25 protein-coding genes are annotated in these 22,024 nt (G+C 58.4%); 12 read left to right on the top strand and 13 right to left on the bottom strand.

Annotated elements, in window-relative coordinates; translation table 11 throughout:
- Nucleotides 1–29: 29 nt before the first annotated feature.
- Nucleotides 30–1,136, top strand: coding sequence for a DUF4037 domain-containing protein (locus BM216_RS26165; protein ID WP_093002144.1), 1,107 nt, complete (start codon nt 30–32; stop codon nt 1,134–1,136).
- Between the two features lie 79 nt (nt 1,137–1,215).
- Here BM216_RS26165 and BM216_RS26160 read toward each other — a convergent pair whose 3' ends face one another.
- The 5 genes from BM216_RS26160 to BM216_RS26140 are packed head-to-tail and all read right to left on the bottom strand — an operon-like array spanning nt 1,216 to nt 5,152.
- A complete protein-coding gene (locus tag BM216_RS26160) occupies nt 1,216–2,433 on the bottom strand; it encodes an MFS transporter (protein WP_093002220.1) in 1,218 nt (405 codons plus the stop codon).
- A 60-nt stretch (nt 2,434–2,493) separates the two neighbouring features.
- The gene (locus BM216_RS26155; protein WP_093002143.1) at nt 2,494–3,270 is read right to left on the bottom strand and encodes a phosphotransferase; all 777 of its coding nucleotides are present in this window, start codon (nt 3,268–3,270) and stop codon (nt 2,494–2,496) included.
- 25 nt (nt 3,271–3,295) lie between these two features.
- Nucleotides 3,296–3,766, bottom strand: coding sequence for a GNAT family N-acetyltransferase (locus tag BM216_RS26150; RefSeq protein WP_093002142.1), 471 nt, complete (start codon nt 3,764–3,766; stop codon nt 3,296–3,298).
- 55 nt (nt 3,767–3,821) lie between these two features.
- A complete protein-coding gene (locus tag BM216_RS26145; protein WP_093002141.1) occupies nt 3,822–4,688 on the bottom strand; it encodes a DMT family transporter in 867 nt (288 codons plus the stop codon).
- Complete coding sequence (locus BM216_RS26140; protein ID WP_093002140.1) at nt 4,685–5,152, bottom strand: YqfO family protein; 468 nt, start codon at nt 5,150–5,152, stop codon at nt 4,685–4,687. The genes BM216_RS26145 and BM216_RS26140 overlap by 4 nt, the downstream gene beginning before the upstream one ends.
- A 108-nt stretch (nt 5,153–5,260) precedes the next feature.
- Between BM216_RS26140 and BM216_RS26135 the strand changes: the two genes are divergently transcribed.
- On the top strand, nt 5,261–5,953 hold the full coding sequence (locus BM216_RS26135; RefSeq protein ID WP_177230920.1) for a helix-turn-helix transcriptional regulator: 693 nt from the start codon (nt 5,261–5,263) through the stop codon (nt 5,951–5,953).
- Between the two features lie 141 nt (nt 5,954–6,094).
- Here the strand turns inward: BM216_RS26135 and BM216_RS26130 are convergent, their stop codons facing one another.
- From BM216_RS26130 to BM216_RS26115, 4 genes are all read right to left on the bottom strand, one after another.
- The gene (locus tag BM216_RS26130; protein ID WP_093002138.1) at nt 6,095–6,811 is read right to left on the bottom strand and encodes an N-acyl homoserine lactonase family protein; all 717 of its coding nucleotides are present in this window, start codon (nt 6,809–6,811) and stop codon (nt 6,095–6,097) included.
- Between the two features lie 80 nt (nt 6,812–6,891).
- The gene (locus BM216_RS26125; protein ID WP_093002137.1) at nt 6,892–7,707 is read right to left on the bottom strand and encodes a helix-turn-helix domain-containing protein; all 816 of its coding nucleotides are present in this window, start codon (nt 7,705–7,707) and stop codon (nt 6,892–6,894) included.
- A gap of 137 nt (nt 7,708–7,844) precedes the next feature.
- Nucleotides 7,845–8,927, bottom strand: a complete 1,083-nt coding sequence (locus BM216_RS26120) for a MerR family transcriptional regulator (RefSeq protein ID WP_093002136.1) — start codon at nt 8,925–8,927, stop codon at nt 7,845–7,847.
- Nucleotides 8,928–9,032: 105 nt separating this feature from the next.
- Entirely contained in the window at nt 9,033–10,166 is a 1,134-nt protein-coding gene (locus BM216_RS26115; RefSeq protein ID WP_093002135.1) for a site-specific integrase, read from the bottom strand.
- A 124-nt stretch (nt 10,167–10,290) separates the two neighbouring features.
- Between BM216_RS26115 and BM216_RS26110 the strand changes: the two genes are divergently transcribed.
- Both BM216_RS26110 and BM216_RS26105 read left to right on the top strand, forming a co-directional pair.
- Nucleotides 10,291–11,244 (top strand): DUF1403 family protein, encoded by a 954-nt coding sequence (locus BM216_RS26110; RefSeq protein WP_244530341.1) that lies wholly within the window; start codon nt 10,291–10,293, stop codon nt 11,242–11,244.
- 2 nt (nt 11,245–11,246) lie between these two features.
- Nucleotides 11,247–11,954: an SMC-Scp complex subunit ScpB gene (locus tag BM216_RS26105; protein ID WP_093002133.1), complete on the top strand. Its 708-nt coding sequence runs from the start codon at nt 11,247–11,249 to the stop codon at nt 11,952–11,954.
- Here the strand turns inward: BM216_RS26105 and BM216_RS26100 are convergent.
- Nucleotides 11,944–12,219, bottom strand: coding sequence for a hypothetical protein (locus BM216_RS26100; RefSeq protein WP_244530340.1), 276 nt, complete (start codon nt 12,217–12,219; stop codon nt 11,944–11,946). The genes BM216_RS26105 and BM216_RS26100 overlap by 11 nt on opposite strands.
- A gap of 365 nt (nt 12,220–12,584) precedes the next feature.
- Here BM216_RS26100 and BM216_RS26090 point away from each other — a divergent pair, with 365 nt between their 5' ends.
- Together BM216_RS26090 and BM216_RS26085 are read left to right on the top strand one after the other, a co-directional pair.
- Entirely contained in the window at nt 12,585–13,067 is a 483-nt protein-coding gene (locus BM216_RS26090) for a pyridoxamine 5'-phosphate oxidase family protein (protein WP_093002131.1), read from the top strand.
- Nucleotides 13,068–13,086: 19 nt separating this feature from the next.
- Nucleotides 13,087–13,716, top strand: coding sequence for a glutathione S-transferase family protein (locus BM216_RS26085; RefSeq protein ID WP_093002130.1), 630 nt, complete (start codon nt 13,087–13,089; stop codon nt 13,714–13,716).
- Between the two features lie 133 nt (nt 13,717–13,849).
- On the opposite strand, the gene BM216_RS26080 is transcribed toward BM216_RS26085, so the two are convergent.
- Nucleotides 13,850–14,569 carry a DUF4336 domain-containing protein gene (locus BM216_RS26080; protein WP_177230919.1) on the bottom strand — a complete coding sequence of 240 codons (720 nt, stop codon included), beginning with the start codon at nt 14,567–14,569 and terminating at the stop codon, nt 13,850–13,852.
- 79 nt (nt 14,570–14,648) lie between these two features.
- Nucleotides 14,649–15,179, bottom strand: a complete 531-nt coding sequence (locus BM216_RS26075; protein WP_093002129.1) for a DUF4142 domain-containing protein — start codon at nt 15,177–15,179, stop codon at nt 14,649–14,651.
- A 173-nt stretch (nt 15,180–15,352) separates the two neighbouring features.
- Here BM216_RS26075 and BM216_RS26070 point away from each other — a divergent pair, with 173 nt between their 5' ends.
- From BM216_RS26070 to BM216_RS26055, 4 genes are all read left to right on the top strand, one after another.
- The gene (locus BM216_RS26070) at nt 15,353–15,490 is read left to right on the top strand and encodes a hypothetical protein (protein ID WP_244530339.1); all 138 of its coding nucleotides are present in this window, start codon (nt 15,353–15,355) and stop codon (nt 15,488–15,490) included.
- Between the two features lie 683 nt (nt 15,491–16,173).
- Complete coding sequence (locus BM216_RS26060; RefSeq protein WP_093002128.1) at nt 16,174–17,070, top strand: SDR family oxidoreductase; 897 nt, start codon at nt 16,174–16,176, stop codon at nt 17,068–17,070.
- A complete protein-coding gene (locus BM216_RS34760; protein ID WP_244530338.1) occupies nt 17,070–17,366 on the top strand; it encodes a trehalase-like domain-containing protein in 297 nt (98 codons plus the stop codon). The genes BM216_RS26060 and BM216_RS34760 overlap by 1 nt, the downstream gene beginning before the upstream one ends.
- Entirely contained in the window at nt 17,367–18,851 is a 1,485-nt protein-coding gene (locus BM216_RS26055) for a glycoside hydrolase family 15 protein (protein ID WP_244530337.1), read from the top strand. It begins immediately after the preceding gene.
- Nucleotides 18,852–18,862: 11 nt separating this feature from the next.
- Here the strand turns inward: BM216_RS26055 and BM216_RS26050 are convergent, their stop codons facing one another.
- Nucleotides 18,863–19,159 carry a hypothetical protein gene (locus BM216_RS26050; protein WP_093002127.1) on the bottom strand — a complete coding sequence of 99 codons (297 nt, stop codon included), beginning with the start codon at nt 19,157–19,159 and terminating at the stop codon, nt 18,863–18,865.
- Between the two features lie 141 nt (nt 19,160–19,300).
- On the opposite strand from BM216_RS26050, the gene BM216_RS26045 reads away from it, so the two are divergent.
- Together BM216_RS26045 and BM216_RS26040 are read left to right on the top strand one after the other, a co-directional pair.
- On the top strand, nt 19,301–21,340 hold the full coding sequence (locus BM216_RS26045) for an NAD(+) synthase (protein ID WP_093002126.1): 2,040 nt from the start codon (nt 19,301–19,303) through the stop codon (nt 21,338–21,340).
- Between the two features lie 48 nt (nt 21,341–21,388).
- Nucleotides 21,389–21,976, top strand: coding sequence for a cysteine hydrolase family protein (locus BM216_RS26040; protein WP_093002125.1), 588 nt, complete (start codon nt 21,389–21,391; stop codon nt 21,974–21,976).
- The last annotated feature ends 48 nt before the right edge of the window (nt 21,977–22,024 follow it).

Below are 22,024 nucleotides of genomic sequence, written 5' to 3'. Positions count from 1 at the left end.
TAATTGCGAGAGAAAGCAGGTGAAGGACGATGGCTCAAGGAATTGGAATCGACCTATCGCAGCGTTTCTATGAGAAGGTTGTCGGCCCGATCCTGCACGATAACTTTCCATATATGTCCCATGCTGCAGCTCGTGTCGGACTTGGTTCGGAGATCCTCAGGTTCGATTCCGAGGTATCGGCAGACCACGATTACGGCCCGTGTGTGCAGCTTTTCCTTCCCGCTGCTAGCTTCCCCACGATTGCGCCAGCCGTCATGAAAGCACTGGATAGCAGTTTACCGCTATCATTCGAAGGCTGGCCGGTTCGTTACTCGACCAACGTCCGGCCACCTTCTGGAGATGCTGGGGCGGGCATGTTGGGGTCAGATCATGGCGCGGAACTCTATACAGTTGCGGCTTGGTGCGACCGCTTCTGGGGTCGCCAATTCCCGAATGAGCTAACGACACAGGACTGGCTATCCTATTCGGAGCAAACATTTCTGACCGTCACAGGTGGCGCGGTTTTCCGCGATGATTTCGGCGAATTAACATCGCTTCGAAAACGGATGGCCTACTTCCCCCGCGATGTTTGGCTGTACAAGCTCGCGGCGCAATGGGGGCGCATTGCCGAGGAACGTGCTTTTGTCGGCCGAGCCGGCGATGCTGGCGATGACATTGGGTCGCGTGTCATCGCAGCAAGAATGGTTGGGAATATCATGCGGCTTGCCATGCTGATCGAGCGCCGCTATGCGCCCTATCCCAAGTGGTTTGGAACAGCTTTTTCCAGATTGGATTGCGCATCCGAACTCAAGCCTATGCTCGATCAGGTAATGCGGGCTGAGGATTGGAAAGCGCGAGAGGCAGGACTGATCTACGCCTGCCGCTTTGTGGCTGAACTACAAATTGCCAAAGGCATTCCTGGCGCAAGCGCCCCGTCGATCAGCTCCATCCACAGCAGGCCGTACCAATTTGTGGATTCTCTAGCAGTTTTCGCCTCACTTCGCTCTTCGATTGAGGACGAAGAGTTGCGTCAATTGCCAGAATTCGGAGCAGCCGATCAATTCCTGACAAGCAACTTCGTTCTCGCTGTTCCAGCGTATGCAAGCGCTGCGACCGCTTCGCTTCTAAAACTAGCCGAGGGAACTGGACCTGAATGAATCTGGCCTGACTGAAAGGTAGTCGCCGTAATCTCTCGCGGAAATCAGGATAATTGCAACGCTACAGCATATTAGGCTTTCACGTCGCGGTAGTTCGGTCGGCTGGTATCGATATGGTAGCGATGGCGGCTATCACAGACGCGATGCCGGCCAAAACGAATGTTGTTGAGAGCGACGAGGTGATGACCATGCCGGCAAGAGCCGAACCGAGAGGGAAGCCAGCCATGTTCAGGCTCATCGAGATAGACATGACACGGCCAAGCTGTCGCGGGTCCGTGCGCCGCTGACGCAAAGTTAGCAGAGCAACGTCGATCGGGCCGGACATCACGCCCGCGAGCATGAGTCCGATCGCCAGACCACCAAAACCGAATTCTGCAGCGACCGGCCAGGCCGCCAAAGCGGTAATGACCATACCGATAGCCATGATATGACGTTCGCGTCCACTCGTGCGCAGGTGACCCGCGAAAAGCGCCCCGACCCCGCCAGCGATACCCATTGCACCCCATAGGAAGCCGGTTACGGAGCTGCCGACAGCCATATCGTAATGATTGGCGACGAAAACCGGCACCACGACGTAAAGGACACCCCAGGTGATCTGATACATCGAATAGGAGATGGCGAGCCCGCGCAATGTCGGTTGCCTGGCGACGATCTGAATGCCTTCAATTGTCTGCCGCAGGAATGAAGTGTCTCTGGAGGCCAAACCGCGAAGGCGCGGGACGAAAGACATGCAAAGGGCGGCGCAAGCATAGGCTATGGCGATGATAGACATCGCAGTTTCGGGCCCGAGCCATGCCACTATTATGCCCGCCATCGCCGGTCCAACAACATCGACGACCGCGTACACAGCCGTATCGAGCGCATTGGCTCGGTCGAGAGCGTGATGTGGAACGAGGCGAGGCAGCAGCGTGCGTGTCCCGGCTGCGCCCAAAGGGCCAGCAAGAGAAAACAGTATCACCAGAATGAACAGGGCTATCGGATCGGCCCAGCCAGCCCATGCAGCAATGCTGATCGCGGCAATGAAAGAGGCGCTTGCAATCATGTCGATCCGGACGGCTATCGTCGGGCCAACACGGTCAAGCAGGACGCCTGCAACCGGGCTCACAAGTAGACCCGGAACGATCGCTGCGAACGTGAGCCAGCCGGCCAGTGCCGGTGAAGAAAACCGCGCCAGCACGAACAGGACCAATGTGAGAATAAACATTCGCCCCGCCAGCCGGGAAAACGTCGCCGCAAGGATCAGAGGCGATAGTCCCGGCATTTTCAAAAGATCGCTGTAGGTGCTCTGCCGTTCCATACTGATTGACCCTCTCATATTGCTGAGACGCTGAGATATCAGCATAGTTTGCCCAAGAAGTCAGGATTTTCGCGACTTCGCAGTAATTTCTCGATCCTTGCTGTGCAAACGTTTTTCGACCTCGCGCGCATGGTCCGGCTCGATGTTCCAAGAACATGCCACCTCCCAAGCCAAGATTGCGCGCTGTTCCAAATTGCGGACTGCTATTAGTTGTCCGAGATCGAAAATTGCTAGATCGCGACGGCATTCGTCCCAGTCTAACAAGGCTGGGCGTCCGTCATGACAGCGCAGCAGATTACCAGCATTGAGATCGGCGTGGACAGCGGTGGCCGGAAGGCCTGACACTTCGCGCCATGCGTGACGACATAATTCAGCTAACTCGGGAGGCATCGTGGAAAGGTCGATATCGCCGCCAGCTAATAGACTGGTCAGCTCTTCCGATGAAGCAAATCCCGGCCTCTGCGTTATCGTCGCCGCCAATTGGTGAAATCTTGATATTTCCGGCAAGATCGACGGCAAATCCTCCTTTGCAAACGGTTCACCGACGAGGAACTCCTCACAAGTCCAACCACTTTCAATCAACAGCCCGTTCCGGCTGCGCACAAACGATGGAACGATGAAGCCGCTTGCACGGGCAAAGTCTTGGACGACGCTTAGCCATTCCAAAGCGGCCGTAGACCTACGCGTTGATTTAAAGACGAGGTCCTGGGGCAGCCCAACAGTATGGAACACAATATTCCGGAAGCCCCCTCCAAGTCGTTCTAACGGCGCTGTAACATTCCATAGCTCGATTGGTGGCTGATCCACCCAATCCTCCATCTTTGACAGCCCCTGCATAAAAGGCTTCTTCAACTTCGCAAAATTAGGACTCTTGCGACAAAGGCAGCTTACATCCCATCTGCATAGACAAAGTTCCAAAGCCCATATGCTTGTAGAACGCTACTGCGGGCGTATTATGGGCCGCGACATTCAGGCTAACCATTTCGACGCCCTCAGTCGCCAGCCAGCCCCGCATATGATTTACTAGCGCAGTTCCCAGTCCCCGCCGGCGTTTCGTTTCATCGACACCGATTGCCATGACAAGCGCGATTTTGCTGTAAGCTGCATTTTCGCGGTCTGACAGGTCGATGACGCGGATAGCGTTTAGCCCGACAACCTCGTCGCCCTGCTCAATGACGAATATCTCGCAACCTTTCACAATGCTTTGAAGGTATTCGTCCGATGGCTTTGGGACGGCAGCTCCATCCGGAGAAATTGACAACAAAACCTGCCGCAAGATACGCAATATAGCCGCGTTATCGCTATCGGCCGCTGTTCGAATATGCGGATTCATTATCTCTCCCTATCTTAATCGCGTCACAAAACTCTCGGAACCTACGGCAGTGATTTCAGAGCGTCCGGGAGGCTCGTCGGGTCTCGACCACAATGTGAGCAGCAACTGCCACGAACACGATCAGCCCACCGGCAACCGTACCAATGCCGGGTGTCTCCCTGAAGGCGAGCCAGACCCAGAGCGGGGCCAGCGGTGCATCCAAGGCCCCTATCAGCGCCGTCTCGATCGCAGGCAGGAGCCTTGCGCCAAGCGTAAACAGCGCAAGCCCGACTGCCGAGTTCACGAAACCGAACAATGCCAAGAGAAACAGCTCATAACCGGAAACGGCAAGCGGGTCCCCAAACGGCCAACAGACCAGTCCGCTTAGCAGTGCCGATAGGCAGGCGGCCGGCATGACCGGGATGTTGCGGAACCGCCGTGCGATCACCATCATTGCCGCCATGCAAAGCGTCATGCCCAATGCGAGAATGTCGCCAATCAAGCTACCCTCGATGCCGAAGCCGACCATTAAAGCAACCCCTGCGAACGCGGCGAGGCTAGCGATGACGGCGCTCGCTGCCGGTCGTTCCCGCATCACCAGCCAGCCAAGCACGGCTGCGATGAACGGTACCGTCGCATAGATCACTGCGACATGGGCGACTGTGGTGCGTCTGAGCGACGTGATGAAGAAAATCATGCCGACGGCGGAGACGACGGCGAACAACCAGCCGGGCCAATCCATGTCGCGGACGCTCCGCCATGCCCCACGGCGACCCATGATCAGGATCACTACGGCGATGCCGAGCGCGCCAAAAATGCCGCGCCAAGCGAGCAGCGTCCAGCTATCCAGTGGAACGAGCCGCGTGAAGAAACCCGCCGTGCTCCAGGCGACCGCTGATGCCGTCACAAGCACCAGACCGAGGCGATATTCGGCCGCGCTCATTCCTGCACGGCACCCGTTGCCAGTCGGTCGTCCTTCTTTTTCCAGTCGCCTGTCGTATTCCACCAGCGGTTAGGGTTCGCGCTGTCGTCAAGTCCTTTGGAGCGGCTGGTGAGGATTGTCTGAATCCTGATGACCGGCTCCTGATAGCTGTGTGCCTGAAATATCGTCTCGACCACCTGTTCGATAAGCTGCCGGTCATCAGGAAGCTCAAACGATACCTCGACGGTGCCAGGCCGCTTTCGGACCTCGGTTTCCGGTCCAGCGGCCGCCCCTTCGAGCGGCCGATAGCGTTCGACACCTGGCCCCGACTGATAAGCGTTGCTGTCATAGCTCCCCATTGCCAATGGCACGACCTTGACCACCTCACTCATGATGCGGTCCACGTCCTCGGTCGGAGCCTGTATGATTAGCAGGCACATGCGCTCCATCCGCACGGACGTTGTTTCAAACTCCTGATCAGCCATCGGTAACCCCCTTGTGATATGGATGCTTGCCAGCATACTCGCCTCCCTGCTGACAACGGATGTCAGCAACAAGTTGATAGAGTTCGATCGCTTGCAGGAAATGCGATTATGGGCCGCTCAAGCCGACTGTTCGATATCATCCAGATTCTAAGGCGTGCGACTGCACCGGTCACCGCGCGCGCAATTGCCGACGCTCTGGAGGTCAGCAAGAGGACCATCTATCGCGATGTTATCACGCTACAGGCCATGCGGGTTCCGATAGAGGGTGAGGCTGGCGTGGGCTATGTGATGCAGGCGGGCTTCGATCTTCCACCGCTCATGTTCACAGCCGATGAGATTGAGGCCATCGTGGTCGGTCTGTCCCTGCTCGGGCGCACTGGCGATGCTGACCTACTGGCGGCCGCATCTCGTGTCAGCCGAAAGATCGCTGACGTTCTTCCAGACGCAGCGGACAGCCGCATCGAGGGATCGCCTTTGCATGTATCACACTGGAATGAGGTTCCTCCCGCTATGGTGGAGTATCGCGTCATTCGTCAGGCCATAAGGGAAGAACGCAAGCTTCATCTACACTATCAGGATGCCGAAGCGCGGAGCACGGAGCGAACCGTTCGTCCAATTGCTCTTGTCTATTATGTGGACAATGTTCTTCTGGCCGCGTGGTGCGAGATGCGGGATGACTTTCGGCACTTCCGCGTCGATCGAATGACCGCCTGCCAGCTCATCGACAGCGTGTTCAAGGGCGAAAGTGATCTGCTGCGAACGAAATGGCGAGAACGGCACGAACTGTTCTCAGCCTTTTGAGCACGGTCGCGCTTTACGCCTGTCGCAAAAATCCCAAAACCTGCGACGTATTACGCGACTAAAACCTGTGACGTAACAGGCTTTAGGATTTTTGCGTCAGCATGGCCGGCATGGAGGCCTCGCAGGAGATCGGCAGGTCGATCATTCGTAGAACGCCGGGGAATGACGTAAAGATCTCCATTGCTGGGCATCATGCCCGTAGACGACAAATGCCACGCCTTCGCGTTCTGCGATGTCTGAAACCTTCTGCGTGCTTCTTCTAACAGCCGGTTCATCATCCATATCGGTTATGAACATTTGACGCGTTGTCGCGTCCGCCATCGACTGGTGCATAACGGCGTCGGCAGCAAGCAGTATGCCTCCCGTCTTTGGAAGATAAACTAGTACAGACTGATGGCCGGGGACATGACCGCTGGTTTCCAGCAATTCCACGCCCGGTACAAGCTCGATGTCGCCTTCGATAAGACGATACCGAAGCGACGGATGATCCCACACCGCCCGAGTGGCCGAAAACCGGGGATAGCCACCTTTAGCCATTTCATAGTGCTGCCGCTGGATGACGAATTCGGCGCTGGTGAACAGATCGTGGTTGCCGGAATGGTCGTCATCAAGGTGAGTGCATACGAGATAATCAATATCTGAAGGTTTGAGTCCAATGGCCGCGAGGCGAGCAACCACCGTATCCTCCGGCCTCATTTCGATTGAAAGTCCCGGCGGGTTACGAGGGTTTTCGACGAAAGACCGTGGCCAGCCTGTATCAATCAGGATGTTAATGCCGTCCGTTGTCTGGACAAGGTAACCAGGAACAGGCACATCGCCGGGCTGCATCATGCCCAGGTGAAGCAGATGAAGGCGCATGGCTATTTTGGTCTCCCTTCGAAAAAATCTGATATTCTTCGAAAGGCGCTGCTAGTATTGAATGAATGGGACAAGCGGCCTCACAAATAATAGGCGATCCCCGACGAGCCACCCTGTGCGCCGAGTTGATCGGCCAGCGGCGTCCGAGCCTCACGGGCGTATGCTCCCGGCGTTACGCCCAGCCGCCGTTGCCAGCTTCTTATCTGATGTGCTTGGTCGCTGAACCCAAGCACGGGCTCTCCGCTGTCGGACTGAACGCTCTTCAGGCTGGAATGCAAACGTTCCAAATCTGCGAGTGACTTTGGCCCCTTGCCAAGGTGTCGGAGAAAAAGACGATGGAGTTGCCGGCGACTGACCTGGGCAGTCTCTGCGGCTGTTTCGACGGTTCCACCACCTTTCAGGATTGAATGCGCTATAGCGATCTGCTTGCCCTCCGAAATAGGGCGCGTGTTGCTCATCCTGGAAATCAGCCAATGATCCAGCAAGGCTGCGATCCGTCTCGGTTCCTGTTCCAGCCCGACGCCATTTTTCAAAGTTTGTGCGGGAGCGTCGCCGGTGAGAGCAGCAAGATCAAGCAGCATGTCGGCAGTACCCGATCCGGTATGAGGAAACAGTCGGACAAGCCCAGGAATTGTAAGCATCACCATAACGAAATAGGTCTCTGACCACGAACGCCAGGCGCGGCTTCGTGACTGCAAACCGAGAAAGGACACGCTCGGGACCAGACCTCCGTCCTCTGCTGCATTCGGACGTCCCATGTTGACGGATAGCACCGCCAGGGGGATAGGGCTTGTCCGGGTCAGGTGCCCTGCATACTCTCCCGGCAGGTCTTCAATAAACCAATAGGCGTGTACCAGCGTGGCAAGCTTGGGAGCAGGAGGGAGAATTAGAAACATGAAGCCCTCCTTGTTTCTAGCTGCTCGCCCATCAAGTTCGCCAAACCGCGTTTTCGCAAATTTCCCGGATTTTGCTCGATATGTCAGCCGGACTTTTGCAGCGCTGCAAAATCAGGACTTGAGCGACAAAGCTTAAACTAGGGCGTTTGTCGAAGATAGAGATGGCTTATTCGACCTCTATGAGTGAGGGCAAAACCCCATTCGATCTTTGCATGCTCAAAATCAGCGTCGTAAATGTCTAGGCCGACTTGCGAAACACCTTTGAATGAAAGGTGCTTCAGCTTGCCTGCCTTTTCCAATTCAGTCTGAATGAAGCCCTTTTGCTCCTCCGCGAGCACAGCTAAAGCGGGCGACATTTTATCAAGGTCAGGCTCCCCCCGAGCATGCTCCTCAATCACATTACGTAGGACGATCTCGCCTTCGGGCACTGGCTTTTGGTCTCGAATGCGTTGCTGTACAGCGTCTTCGATATTCCGCACCTGATCCAAGTCAACTCTAAATGCGTGATCCTCGAAACCGTTTTGATGGTGGCTCAGGCGTCGCACCTGGTGATCCTCACCGCGCTCAAATGTAATTTGCACGGGCAGGGCCTTCATAAAGAATTCGGTCTCGCTCTCCGGGAAAATCTCGATATCCGACTGTCCAACAATCCGGGAGAAAATCCGCCCATCGCGATGGGACACGATAGAGAGTATCCCGTCAGTAGTTTCGTAGGCTCCGGCATATTCATCGTACAAGGCGGCATCGATGACAACTTCAGTTCGCGGGCGCATCTGTTCGTAGCGACGCCAGGCCACAGTATTCTTTAACGGCTCAGTCATGTTTGTTTCCTTTGCGAGAGTCATAAGGTCGTCAACCGACGCAGGCGTTCCAGAACGGATTTTTGTTTGCAAAGCTTCAATCACAGTCAGCCCTCGCTCAGCCCGGTTTCTAGTGTCCGCTAGCGCATCACGCTGTAGGGCAAGAATCTGGACAAGATCGGTAGACTGACCGCGCAAAAGCTTTGAAATATCTCGAAGGCTAAGCCCAATGGATTTTAGGGCCATTATCTCATTCAGCCGAGCAACCTCGCCACTTCCGTAGAGCCGCCACTGTTTGGAGGTGCGGCGAGGCGAGATCAGACCATGTTTTTCGTAGAGCCGAAGTGCCCGTATGCTCAAGCCGATCCGGCTGGCGCATTCATGGGCTGTCAGCAATACCTCTTGACCGCATCCGTGCATTGAAAACTCCTTCGGGAATCTTCCTTACGGTATGACGCAGGGTCCGGCTCAAGAGAAAAATCTTGTCGCAAAACTCCCAATTTTTGCGGCGTTTCCTGGTGGACCCTATAACCCTGCAGCCTTTGTCAAGTTGATCCGGAAGCGATCACGCCGGCGCTGATACCGGCGGGTCATCTCGGCTGATACATGCCCCAGTTGCTTCTGTACGTAACGCTCATCGACCTCCGCCGATGAGGCAAGGCCAGCACGCAACGAGTGGCCGGAAAACTTGAAAGCCCGCTCGACCTCACTGAGATCGCCCCGAACGCCAGCAGTCATCGCCGCCCGTTTTACCAGCCGCGCCACTTCCTTATCGTTTAGCCGATCGGATCCGACCGCTTTGCCCTGTCCTGTGACACGGCGAAAGAGGGGGCCATGCGCCAGTCTGGCGAACTTGATCCAGGTCTCGACGGCCGCGACCGGGCAGGTGGCGTCGGAGGAACCGCGGCCGACCTCGACTTCCCGCCATCCGGTTTTGCCGCGCAGAGTGACAAGCATGCCTTTGTCGAGGATCTCGATCCAGCCGCGGCCGTCCTCCGTCTGGTCGGCTTTGACATCAAGACCGACAATCTCGGAGCGCCGCAGGCCGCCGGCATAGCCCACGAGCAGCATGGCCCGATCCCGCAGGCCCCGGAGCGTGCCGCGATCGAGCGTTTCGATCATGGCGATGATATCTTCGGCCAGCACCGCCTCTTTCTGCACCGGCGGCCGGGCATGCGTTTTGCGAATGCCGGACAGGACCGTGGCGATGTGGCGATCCTTGCGATCGAGGGCCAATCCGCGCTGGGCATAGTTCCACGACAGCGACGAGAGACGTCTTTCGATAGTTGAAACTGAATTCGCCTTCATCCCCCGCTCGGCCGCACCCGACGCGCAAGCCGTGATGTAGAGCCCGACAGTCTGTGGATGCGGGGGAAGAGGGGTAAGGCCGGACCGGCGGCACCAGGCGGAAAAGTGCTTCCAGTCGGAAGCATAGGCTTTGCGGGTGTTGGCGGAACTGGCGGCTTCAACGTAGGTCCGAGCCCGATCGGCGAGGCTGACAAGATGGGCTGCTGGATGATCGTCGCCGGCGAGGGAGGGGAGGGGGCTTTCGCCCGACACCCCCGGCGCGGAAACATCATACCCGGGCGCCGTGCTGAGGGACGGCGCTGAGGTCTCCTCGACGTGATTTTCGCTGTTCTGCTCGATGATCTGGGCCATGTCTCTATAATGAGAAGAACGTCCGATAAGTCAACGTTATCGGACGTTTTATATCGCCGACAGGCCGTGCGGTTAAGCGCAATATTGCTGGTACAAACTGCACAGGCGGTTTATGCTCTGCCGCATGGATTCGCTTGCGCCCAACACTCCGAACGCGTCGGTCTGGTCATCTCACTTGCCAAGGTGGACCCAGCCACGAGCACCCGACTTCACCGAATCCGATGCAGCCTTCGTCGCCGGTATCGCCCTGAAATCACTCGACGATCTCATCCGAGCCAACCCACTATGGCTCGGCTGCTGGCGCGATCGCCTTGCCCTCAAATCAGCAGCTGTCGCTGCCCGAATGCTCGGGCCAGGCGAGGAAGAAGCCGGCATCCGCGACGCGGTTTTGTTGACGTCTGCAGGCGACGATCCCGGTCCGGCCGGCAAGCTGTTTCTGGCCACACGAATGCTTGCGCGCCAAGCTGGGACGGTCACCACACCGTTCGTTAAGGAGCTTGCCGCACTGCTGGGGATGAGCTGGGACGAACGGCTTGCCTCAATCCCTGAGATGGTCGATTCTGCAAATCAGTCCGGGCGAGCAGCACCCTTCGCGGTGGCGGACCTGGTAACGGCGATCTCTGCCGTTCGCCCGGACGCCGAGGTGCTGGCACTTGGCCTCGCTGAAGTCGTGCTGGCGCAAAAGCTGAACTGGCCGAAACCCGTGCCACTGCTGCTCCCCGACCGGTTTGGACCCGCCTTCCGCACCATCGGTGGTCGCGGTCGCGTCCGGCCGGGTGAGCCAGCCTATCCGAAAGCGATCTGCCTGGCATTGGTGGACGGCGTCGACGCCGCGTTACGATCTGGCGGTGAAATCGACCATCGGGCGGCGCGGTTGCTGGCGGTGGCGCCGAAACTGCGAACCAAGGGCGCCGAGCCGGTGATCCGCAAGCTGCTAAACGAGGATGCGGTCGCAGCTTCGGCGCCAGGCAGCACCCTGTCGCGCTGGGCGGCCAACCGGCTGTTCGAGCGTCTGGAAAGTCTCGATGCTGCGCGCGAGCTCTCCGGCCGCGCCTCCTTTCGAATCTTCGGATTGTGACGATGGCCGGATCTCCTGCTGCGAAACCATCCCGCAGGAAAGCGTACGCCGCAGACGACCGTCTGTTTGATCGGGAGCTGGAGGATCTGCCGGCGGAGATGCGCTGGCGGGAATGGATGATGCGGGTCGAGGCTGTCATCTTTGCCTCGGGCGAGCCGGTCAGCCGAGAGTTTTTGGCGCGGGTGGTGGGAAAAGATTGCAGCATTGATCTGCTGCTCGACGATCTCATCGAGGAGCTTCGGGATCGACCCTATGAATTGGTGTCGGTTGCCGGCGGCTGGCAGCACCGGACCCGGCCCCGTTTCGCCGAAACGATCCGGGCTTCTTCGGCGCCAACCCGGGGAGGGGCACCAGCCCTCTCCGAGTTTGAGGCGATGGTGCTGATGGCGGTGGGCTATTTCCAGCCCATCACCCGCGGCGAGCTGTCGAAGATTTTTGGCAAGGAAGTCAGCCGCGACACCATCGGCGATCTGCGCGGCGCGGGTTTCATCGGCTCCGGGCCGCGCAGCCCAACACCCGGGGCGCCATATACCTATGTGACGACGCAGCATTTTCTTTCGGCCTTTGGCATGGAGACGTTGCGCGACCTGCCGAACATCGAAGCGCTCGAGGATGCGGGCCTGCTGAGCCGACAGGTGGTTCACAACGAAATCGCCGCCTCGGAGGGCGATGACGGCGGGACGGACGAAGAAGCGTCCTTTATGGAGTGACGTTGGCCGTCTGCAGCCGCTTGACCATCAGCGCCGGGCTGACGAGCATCGCCGTGGAAGCAAGTACCATCGATGGGCCGAGCTTCATTGGGGGGAGCAGTAACTGGTCGAGCAATGCTGTATCTGGATAGGCGCCTGCCGCGCTGTAAATTGTCCGCTCGAACGGCCGGACGACCGCTCTGGCGGCGTCTTGTACTTCTGTGCTGACGGGTTCAATACCCGGAATGCCCATCGGGATCGGTTCACCAAGCTTCAGGTCTGACATGGTCGCGTCCTTTCGCGGTTGATGATCAACGAGTGTTGCAGCGCACAAAAGTTTTGCGTGCGGGATCCACCGCGGAGGTTGATCGAAAAAGTCGTCTCGCAGGGATCGTCTCTAGAACTTGCCATCCTCAGGCATGCGAGAAGGGGGCGCTTTAACCTGATCGTACTTGGCGTGAGTAGACGTGCTGGGTCGATCGTCTCTTACGGAACGGTCGCCGACACATTGCTCGAGACCGCGGATCGATCCTTTTTGTTCATCGAGACATGAGAAGCGCGAGCCATGGCTATACCAGCATTTACGGCGCGTAAGGCAGGAACGAGCCAGTTTCTCAGACGTTTCTCAGCGCCAATAAAAAGGAGATAATCATGGCTGATGCCGCAGACGACACCACGAAAGTATGGGACCTTGCCGAGAAAATCGGATTTTGCATGCTGACCACCGTGAATGGCAGCGACCTACGCGCCCGGCCGATGTCGGCCTACGCCGAGCGGAACGAGGATGCATTCTATTTTCTGACCGATGTCGCGAGCCACAAGGACGACGAGGTGGCAAAGCAACCGCATGTCTGCCTCGCTTTCGCAGATTCGAAAGGCCAGAAGTACGTGTCGGTCTCGGGAACGGCAGAGGTGCAGAATGATCGCGAGAAAATTCGCGAGCTGTGGGCGACGCCCGCAAAGGCGTGGTGGGACAACCCTGACGATCCGTCGATACGCATTCTCAAGGTGACGCCCGCCTTCGCAGAATATTGGGACAGCCCAGGCACCGTCATCAGCTACATCAAGATGGCTGCAGCCGCTCTTGGACATGGCAGGCCTGACATGGGCGATACCGCCAAGGTCGAAATGTAAGGCGGGGCGCGGGAACGGCATGCTGACAGTTCACCATCTCAATAACAGCCGTTCCCAGCGCATCCTTTGGATGCTGGAAGAACTTGGCCTTGAGTATCAGATCAGGTTCTATGAGCGTCGTGCTGACATGACGGCGCCATCACAGCTCAAACAGGTTCATCCGCTCGGCAAGTCTCCGATCCTTGAAGACGACCACGAAGGGCGGAACATCGTGCTGGTCGAGACCGGCGCGATCTGCGAGTACTTGGTCGAACGATCCGGCGGCCGCCTCGGCCCGGTCACGTTCGATGAACGGCTCCGCTACCGACAGTTCCTTCACTATGCGGAGGGCTCTGTTATGCCAGTGCTGTTCGCCATCTTGGTGGCGTCGAAAGTGCCTCTGCTGGGGCGTCTGGCAGTGCGCCGCATACGGCCGATGTTGGATGTCCATCTCGACTACGTGGAAGCCGAGCTTGCGTCGAGACCGTATTTCGCAGGCGAGGCGCTAACCGGCGCCGACATCATGATGAGTTTCCCGCTGGAAGCGGCGAGAGCGCGTGCCGGACTGGGTGCCTCTCGCCCAGCCATCCTGAGGTGGCTCGATCGCATGCACGCACGGCCCGCATACCAGGAGTCACTCCGCAAAGCCGGGCCATATTCATTTGCCTAGCAGGTGACGAGACCGGAACTGCGATGGAGCGGCTGGTGGAAACCGGTGAAGCACTGCCGCAGCCTGTCGCCTTCCAAGCAGTCGAAGACTTGGCCGCTCGATGGGCAGGCGCTACGGTGAAACTGGCTGCCAGCTAGATCAACCAATTGAGGGATTTTCGCAACCGTGCGGCGGCATCGTCTTCGAACCAGGCGCCGTGACTGAAAATCACCCGCTCGGGCTGAAGCGACACCAGGCGGCCGGCCGCATCCCTGGCATCTTTCCCTTTCAGCTTAACGACCAGCCTCAGATAAACCGGAGCCTTCTCCTGAGCGCCGACAAGTCCAGAGAAGACCCGCATCGGGGCCGACGTGTGCTCTCGATCCAGGTTCTGGACGAGGTCGGTCAGGATCAGACTACCGCTCGGTCGGTGAAAAAAGCAGATCTCTCGAAACCCGCCGATGCCAGGCACTTCGATCTGCTCGATCTCCGGCGCCCACAGAGCCTGGGATGAGGCGCCGAGATCATCGTGCCATGCAATTGCCGCACGTTTCACCTGTCGTCGCTTCCGCAAGCCAGGCGCCGACCATGCCAGGGCATCAGGAAAATGAGCCTTCCAGTCTTTGATAAAACTCCAGTGAGCGCTGTTAGGAGCGACGAGATGCCGAACTGACCCGAGTTTTACAAGTTCATTGCGGAGGCGCGCGTCGCAACATGTCGGCGAGTGCAAGAGAAGATCGCCGTCAGCTAACTGCATGACCGTCATGCGCACTGGCAGGGGAATGACACCACCGGCATGAAGTGGTCCGCTATCGACACTCCAGATGCGATCTCCAACCGGCTTGAGAACGTTGAGTGGCGGGTATGTTATCATTGGCACCTCACCGGTCGGCGTCACGGAGGCAGGTGAGCCTCCGGTGCCAAATTGACCGGTGGCGCGTCCCAAACGCCTTTTACTTGTTCAGATCAGTCGCCATCTTCAGATGGTGCTCGAGCGCCGGCCGGGTCGTGGCGGCCCAAGCCTTGAGCTCGGCATTTTCGCCTTCATCGCCATAACGCTTGAAGAGGTCGACAGCATTTTCGTGCACATCTTCCTGATCGGAATGGTACTGTTTGGTGAAATCGTCACCGTTGAGCTTCTTCAGGTCGTCGAGCATGCTCTGGTGCGACGATGACATCGCAGTTGGGACGGTCGCCTTGACCTTGCCCGCGGAAATGAGGTCCTTGAGCTCGTCCGATGTCTTTTGGTGATCGGTCAGCATTTGCTGCGCGAACGTCTTCGTCTGTGCGTCCGACCGTTCCAGCGCAAGCTTGCTGGACTCGATTTCGAACATGTCGCTGCTGGCGGCCTCCGTCACGAAGTCTTCGGTCTTCGGCGAAACGCCCATAAGCGAGTTAGCGCCGGTCTTCTCGGCTGTTGACTGCGCAAACACCGCCGAGGTCGCGGCTGCAAGAATGAGTGAAACGTAGATCAAAGTCTTCATTGAAGGTCCTCCTTGTCGACCGCAGCACGAACCATCGTCCTCCAGACAAGTTCCCGCCTTTTGGAACTTCGTTTGAGACAGCATGTTCGAAAGCGACAAAAGGGAGTGTCACGATGAGCGAAGCCGATCTCACGCAAGAACCGGTTGGCGATTTGGCGTAACGTCTAGGGCCAATGACCATCGATGAGGTTTTCGCGGCGATGGATGGCTTGGAGAAACAGAGCGGGCAAACCAACGGAGCCACACAAGACGAGGTGCTTGCGCGCATCGCGCTGATCCAGGACGAGATCGAGCGTCGCTTTCCCGGCTAGCGTCTTGCCCCCTATCAAGACTGGAAGAAGAGCCAGCTTTTGCCTTGAGGGTGAAGATGGTCCTGAAATCCCTCATTACCGAAATAACAGGCCAAGTGCCACCTCAAGCACGCGACATTTTGACGAGATCGCGCCCCTATGAGTTGGTGTCGGTTGCCGGAGGCTGGCAGCACCGGGCCGGGCCTTTCCCGAGACGATCTGCGTCTCGTCGGCGCCCATAGGGTGCGGGCGGCGGCGCTGTCAGAGTTCGAGGCAATGGTGCAGATGGCAGTGGGATATTGCCGGCCTGTAACCCGCGGCGAACTACCAAAGATCTTTGGGAAGGAGGTCAGCCGGGAAGTCATCGGTAATTTGCGGGGTGCAGGTTTTCATCGGTTCCCGCGCAGCCAGACGTCCGGCGCGCCGCACACGTATGTGGCGACACCGCTTTTTTCGTCTTCGGCACGGAGACGTTGCGTGCCTGCCGAACCTCGAAGCCCTCGAGGACGCCGGCCTGCTCAGCCGACATGTGATCCAGGATGAGATCGCTGTGTCGGAGGGCAGCGCAATTGACATAGACGAAGAACCTTTTTCTATCGAATGAGGTCTGCCATTCGTGCCGTGCGAATGGGTTACGGTTGGGCGTTTTGGAACAACAGACGCCTCCATAAGTTTCGATTGTCGCGAATCTCAAAGGAGCGACAATGACTTCGAACCAGTTCGAAATGCAGAATCCGCTGACCCAATACCCTCAGCCGGAGTTCCCCAAGCAGCCCCAACCCGTTCCGGGCCTTACAAGCAAGATGCAGCCCGTCCCTGATCACGGCGAGACGAGCTACAAAGGCACGGGCAGGCTGACCGAGCGCAAGGCGCTGGTCACGGGCGGCGATTCAGGCATTGGACGAGCGGCGGCAATCGCATTTGCCCGCGAAGGAGCGGATATTGCCATCAACTATCTTCCCGAAGAACAGTCGGATGCCGATGAAGTCATCAAGCTGATCGAGGCGGAAGGTCGCAAAGCGGTCGCCATTCCTGGCGATCTGAAAAGCGAGGCGTTCTGCCAGGAACTGGTTTCGAAAGCTGCGGCGGAACTCGGTGGGATCGACCTTCTGGTCAATGTCGCTGGACGTCAAAAGTCGATTGAAAGCATTGCGGAGCTGACGACCGAACAGTTCGACGAGACTTTCAAGACCAATGTCTACGCGCTGTTCTGGATCAGCAAGGCGGCCCTCCCGCTGCTGCCGGAAGGGTCTGCGATCATCAACACGGCGTCGATCCAGGCCTACCAGCCCTCTGCAACACTGCTTGACTATGCTCCGACGAAGTCGGCAATCGTTGCCTTCAGCAAGGCCTTGTCGAAGCAAGTTCTGCCGAAAGGTATCCGTGTCAACGTCGTCGCACCGGGGCCGTTCTGGACGCCGCTGCAGACGTCGGGAGGACAGACCCAGGACGTCGTGCAGAAATTCGGCAGCGAGGTCCCGATGCAGCGGCCGGGGCAGCCCGCCGAATGCGCCCCGATCTACGTCTTTCTTGCCTCCCAGGAATCAAGTTACATCACAGGCGAAGTCTTCGGGGTTACCGGCGGCAACACGCTTCCCTGATGCTGCATTCGCTGAAACCGGAACGGACCGACGGCTTTCTCCCGCTGGAGCATTATGCTGCCATCGGGAACGGCCGTTCGGTCGCCCTCATCGGAGCCGACGGTTCCATCGACTGGTGGTGTGCGCCCGATCTAGACTCGCCGCCGCTGTTCAATCGTCTGCATGATGCAGAAGGTGGTCGTTTTTCGGTCACGCCGGTCGAACCATTTAGGATCGAGCGCCGATACCGGCAAAACAGCAACGTGCTCGAAACCGTCTTCGTGACGGATAGCGGGCGTGCTCGGGTGACCGAGTAATTGAACAGTGGCGCTGGTGGCCGATTGCCCTGGTGTGAACTTGCCCGTCGGATCGAAAGCCTGTCGGGATCAGTGGAGTTCGAAATTGTCGTGGCGCCTATCTGCGCTCAAGGCGCGCTGCGCAAGGTCGACCATCCAAACGCGACGGTTCGCTACATCGGCGGGGTGGCTACCACGTTCTGCCACTCTGATGATGTCGTCATTGAGGTCGATGAGGACGAGCGCACGATTGCTCGATGGACCGCCGCGGATGGCGCTTCGACCTGTATCGCGCTGCTCGTTGCCGATCAGGCGCCGCTTGCCCTTCCGGATCTGACCTCCATCGACGAGCGCATCGACCTCAGCGATGGCGAGTGGCGGCGCTGGGCAGAACAGCTGACCTACGACGGGCCATTCGCCGACGATCTCATTCGCTGCGCTCTGTCATTGAAGTTTCTCCTGTTTTCCAAAACCGGCGCGATCGCCGCAGCCGCCACGTCCGGCTTGCCGGAGCGGATCGGCGGCGACAAAAACTACGACTATCGCTTTGCCTGGGTCCGCGACGCAGCCTATACGATCAAGGCCTTACTGAGAGCGGGTGCCCTGTCCGAGCCTATCGGTGCGTTTGGTTGGCTGGTCCAAACGATCAGCGGAGATGGCCCTGAACCTAAGGTTGTCTACACCCTGCGAGGCGACGAGGTTCCCGAAGAGGAAATTATCGAAGTGCCCGGCTACAGGGGTTCCTCGCCTGCCCGCGTTGGCAACCGCGCGCGATCGCAGGTTCAGCTGAGCTGCTATGGTGACATCCTGGAAACTGCCGTCTTGTTTGCCCGCAGCGGGCATGTTCTCGACCCAGTGACCGCTCGACTGCTGACGAGGCTCGCCGATCAATGCGTGGTGCGTTGGCAGGAAAAAGATTCCAGCATCTGGGAGCTTGAGGATCTGCAGCACTATACCTTTTCGAAGATCGGCTGCTGGCTTGCCCTTTCGCAAGCAGCAAATCTCGCCGAAGAAGGCCATATCGAAGGTGATTCCAGCCGATGGCGGGAAGAGAGCGAGCGCATCCGGGTCTGGATTGACGAGAACTGCTGGTCCGAGGAGAAACAGGCCTACACCTTCTTTGCCGGGACCGAGAAGCTCGACGCCGCCCTTCTCCTCACCACCCGTTTCGGGTTCGAGCACGAGGGTCGGCTCCGAAGGACGCGATCGGCGATCGAGAAAGAATTGGCCACAGGCCCGCTGGTCTATCGCTACACCGGAGCGGCGAGCGAAGAGGGCGCCTTCGTCGCCTGCTCCTGCTGGCTCGTTGAAGCCTACGCTTTTCTGGGCGAGGTCGACCGGGCGGAAGACATGTTGCGCACTCTGCTGGATGTCCTCGGAAACAACTTTGGTATCCTCAATGAGCAGATTGACCCCGAAACGGGCGGCGGGCTCGGCAACCTGCCGCAGGGGCTGAGTCACCTCGCGCTGCTGCACGCCATCTTTTCGATCCAGGAAAACTCGTGACACGGTCACGTTTATAAGCGTTCGACCTGCGAGGCTCGGATGACGATTTCCTCCTGGGAAAATCGTTGCTCAAGCGCCTTGCGGTAGTTCGCCCACCATCCGCGGTCTATCTCGTCCGTCATAACCTCGACGACCACGATGCTGTCTGTTTCGACCTCTCGACCGTCCTTCCATAGTCCTTCGGCAGGCGCATTCACATGCAGCGTGACCCCGCCGAAACGATGCGTGAGCTCCGACCTGATGTCCCCAAGCACGGCTTGTCCGAAGGTTTCGGTGACAGGCAGAAGGATCTCGATGAGGTGAGTCATGGAGTGGCCCCGGTTTCGTTGAACCAGCTAACTTCGTTCGTGAGGGCCGGTTCCGCGGAACTGGTGGCAGATCCAGGTGTTTCGCTCCTGCCATTTGTGTTGGATCGGCGCCCAGTAGAGATGACCGCGAGAGGAAATTCCATGGAGTTCCATTCCCCCTACAGCCATGGCTTTGTCCGTTGCGCCGCCTGTACGCCGGAATGCGAAGTCGCCGATCCCGAATTCAATGCGGGAGCGATCCTGGAGCTTGCCCGCAAGGGACACGACCAACACGTGGGGCTCATGGTCTTTCCGGAACTCTGTGTCTCCGGTTATGCGATCGATGACTTTCTCGGCCAGGACGTTCTCCTTGACGCTGTCGAAAAATCTGTCGCCACGATCGTTGCGGCTAGCAAGGACCTCAATCCTGTCTTGCTCATTGGCGCTCCGCTTCGTCATGAGGGCCGCCTGTTCAACTGCGCCGTTGTCATCCATGCCGGTCAAATCCTCGGTGTGATCCCGAAAACGCATCTGCCGAACTATCGTGAATTCTACGAGAAGCGTTGGTTCGCATCCGGGCGGACCGTTCGGGATGCCGAAATTTCCGTATCTGGTCGGGTCGCGCCGTTCGGTATCGACCTGCAGTTTGCAGCGCGCGACATCCCGGACTTCATCTTCCATGTGGAGATTTGCGAGGATCTGTGGGCGCCGGCGCCGCCGAGCGACTTTGGGTCATTGGCGGGCGCGCTTATTCTCGCCAACCTGTCCGCAAGCAACATAACCGTCGGCAAGGCCGATGTCCGCAAGCTGCTGTGCTCGGCGCAGTCGGCGCGCACTTGGTCGGCCTACCTTTACTCGGCGGCCGGTCCCGGTGAATCGACCACCGATCTCGCCTGGGACGGACAAGCTTGCATCTACGAGCTCAGCGAGCTGCTTTCCGAGACCGAGCGCTTTCCGACTGGCTCGCAGATGTGCATCGCGGACATCGATCTTGAGCGACTTCGCCTGGAACGAATGCGAACAGGAACGTTCAACGATGCGGCGACGCTAAATCTGGCGAACAAGAGCTTTCGTCGGGTAGCGTTTGACTTCGAGCCGCCGGCCGGATCCATCGACCTCACGCGCCCGGTTGCCCGCTACCCTTTTGTCCCCGCCGATCCGAGGCGGCTCGACCAGGATTGCTACGAGACGTTCAATATCCAGGTCCAGGGCCTGATGAAGCGGTTGAAGACGACCGGCATCAAGCGTTTGTGCATTGGTGTTTCGGGTGGCTTGGACTCGACTCACGCTCTCCTTGTCGCGGCGCGGGCATTCGATCAGTTAGGCTGGCCGCGCGCCGACATACTCGGCTTCACCATGCCGGGGTTCGCAACGGGCGAGGGAACGAAGTCGAATGCCTGGGCTCTCATGCGGAGCTTGGGCGTAAGCGCGGAAGAGATCGACATCAAGCCACTCGCTCTCCAGCTCCTCAAGGATCTCAAACATCCCTATGGCGAAGGCCAGCCCGTCTACGACGTCACCTTCGAGAACGTCCAGGCCGGGCTTCGCACCGATTTTCTGTTCCGGGCCGCCAACCAACGCGGAGCGCTGGTTCTGGGAACAGGCGATCTGTCGGAGATCGCTCTTGGCTGGTCGACCTATGGCGTTGGCGACCAGATGAGCCATTACAACGTCAACGCCTCGGTTTCGAAAACGCTGATCCAGCATCTCGTCCGTTGGGTCATCAAGTCGGAAATCTTCGATGTCGAAACCGGCGTGACGCTCGCTAGCATTCTCGACACGGTGATATCCCCCGAACTCGTTCCCGCCAACGAACAGGGGCAGATTCAGAGCACCGAAGACAAGATCGGTCCCTACGATCTGCACGACTTCTTCCTCTACTACATCACCCGTTTCGGCCTAAAGCCGTCAAAGGTGGCCTACCTCGCGCACGCCGCCTGGCACTCGCGCGACGCTGGCTCATGGCCGAGCCACTTTCCGGAAGCGAAGAAGCGCCAATACGATCTGCCGGCGATCAAGCATTGGCTGGAAGTGTTCCTCTATCGCTTCTTCACTATCAGTCAGTTCAAGCGATCGGCATCGCCCAACGGTCCGAAGGTCACCTCTGGTGGATCGCTCTCTCCCCGCGGTGACTGGCGCGCGCCTTCGGATGGTAATGCCAGGGTGTGGCTGAAGGAGTTGAAGGAGAACGTCCCCGACTAGGAACTTCTTGGTTGCACCAGGGTTCGTTGACCTCGACGGAGGTGAACAATGAAAGATATCGGGAACTGGCGGCACATCTGTGTCGATGCTCAGCGGATGTTTGCGGAAGATACGCCCTGGTATGTGCCGTGGATGGCCCGCGTCCTCCCCCAGCTTGAAGAGCTATCGCGACGCCACGCCGAGCGCACCATCTTCACCCGTTTCATTCCGCCTGAAAGCGCCGACGACGGCGTTGGTAGCTGGAAAGACTATTATCGAAAATGGTGGATGATGACCGGCGAGCATCTCCCTTGGGAACTGCTTCAGCTGACACCATCGTTGCAGGCTCTTGTGCCTCCGGCCCGGATCTTCGACAAGATGACCTACGCACCCTGGGTGGATGGCAGGCTTGCCACGCTTCTACGGCATGAGGGTGTGGAGACGGTCGTCGTTACGGGCGGCGAGACGGACGTCTGCGTACTGGCGACCGTACTCGGGGCGATTGACCTCGGTTTCCATGTGGTTGTCCTCAGCGACGCCGTCTGCAGCGGCGCTGATGAAACGCATGACGCTGCTGTCGACCTGCTCGGCGACCGCTTCTCGGTGCAGCTCGAGCTGACGAAAACGGAAGAATTCCTATCGGTCATCGCCGTCTGAGGAACATACGGAAGATTTTGGTCTTATCCCCGAGCGGTCTCAATGCCC

It is taken from the genome of Rhizobium sp. NFR07, from assembly GCF_900111905.1.
In the GTDB taxonomy this organism is placed as follows: domain Bacteria; phylum Pseudomonadota; class Alphaproteobacteria; order Rhizobiales; family Rhizobiaceae; genus Neorhizobium.
The sequence above is the reverse complement of the archived record's forward strand: the minus strand, read 5'-3'. Positions and strand labels throughout refer to the sequence as shown.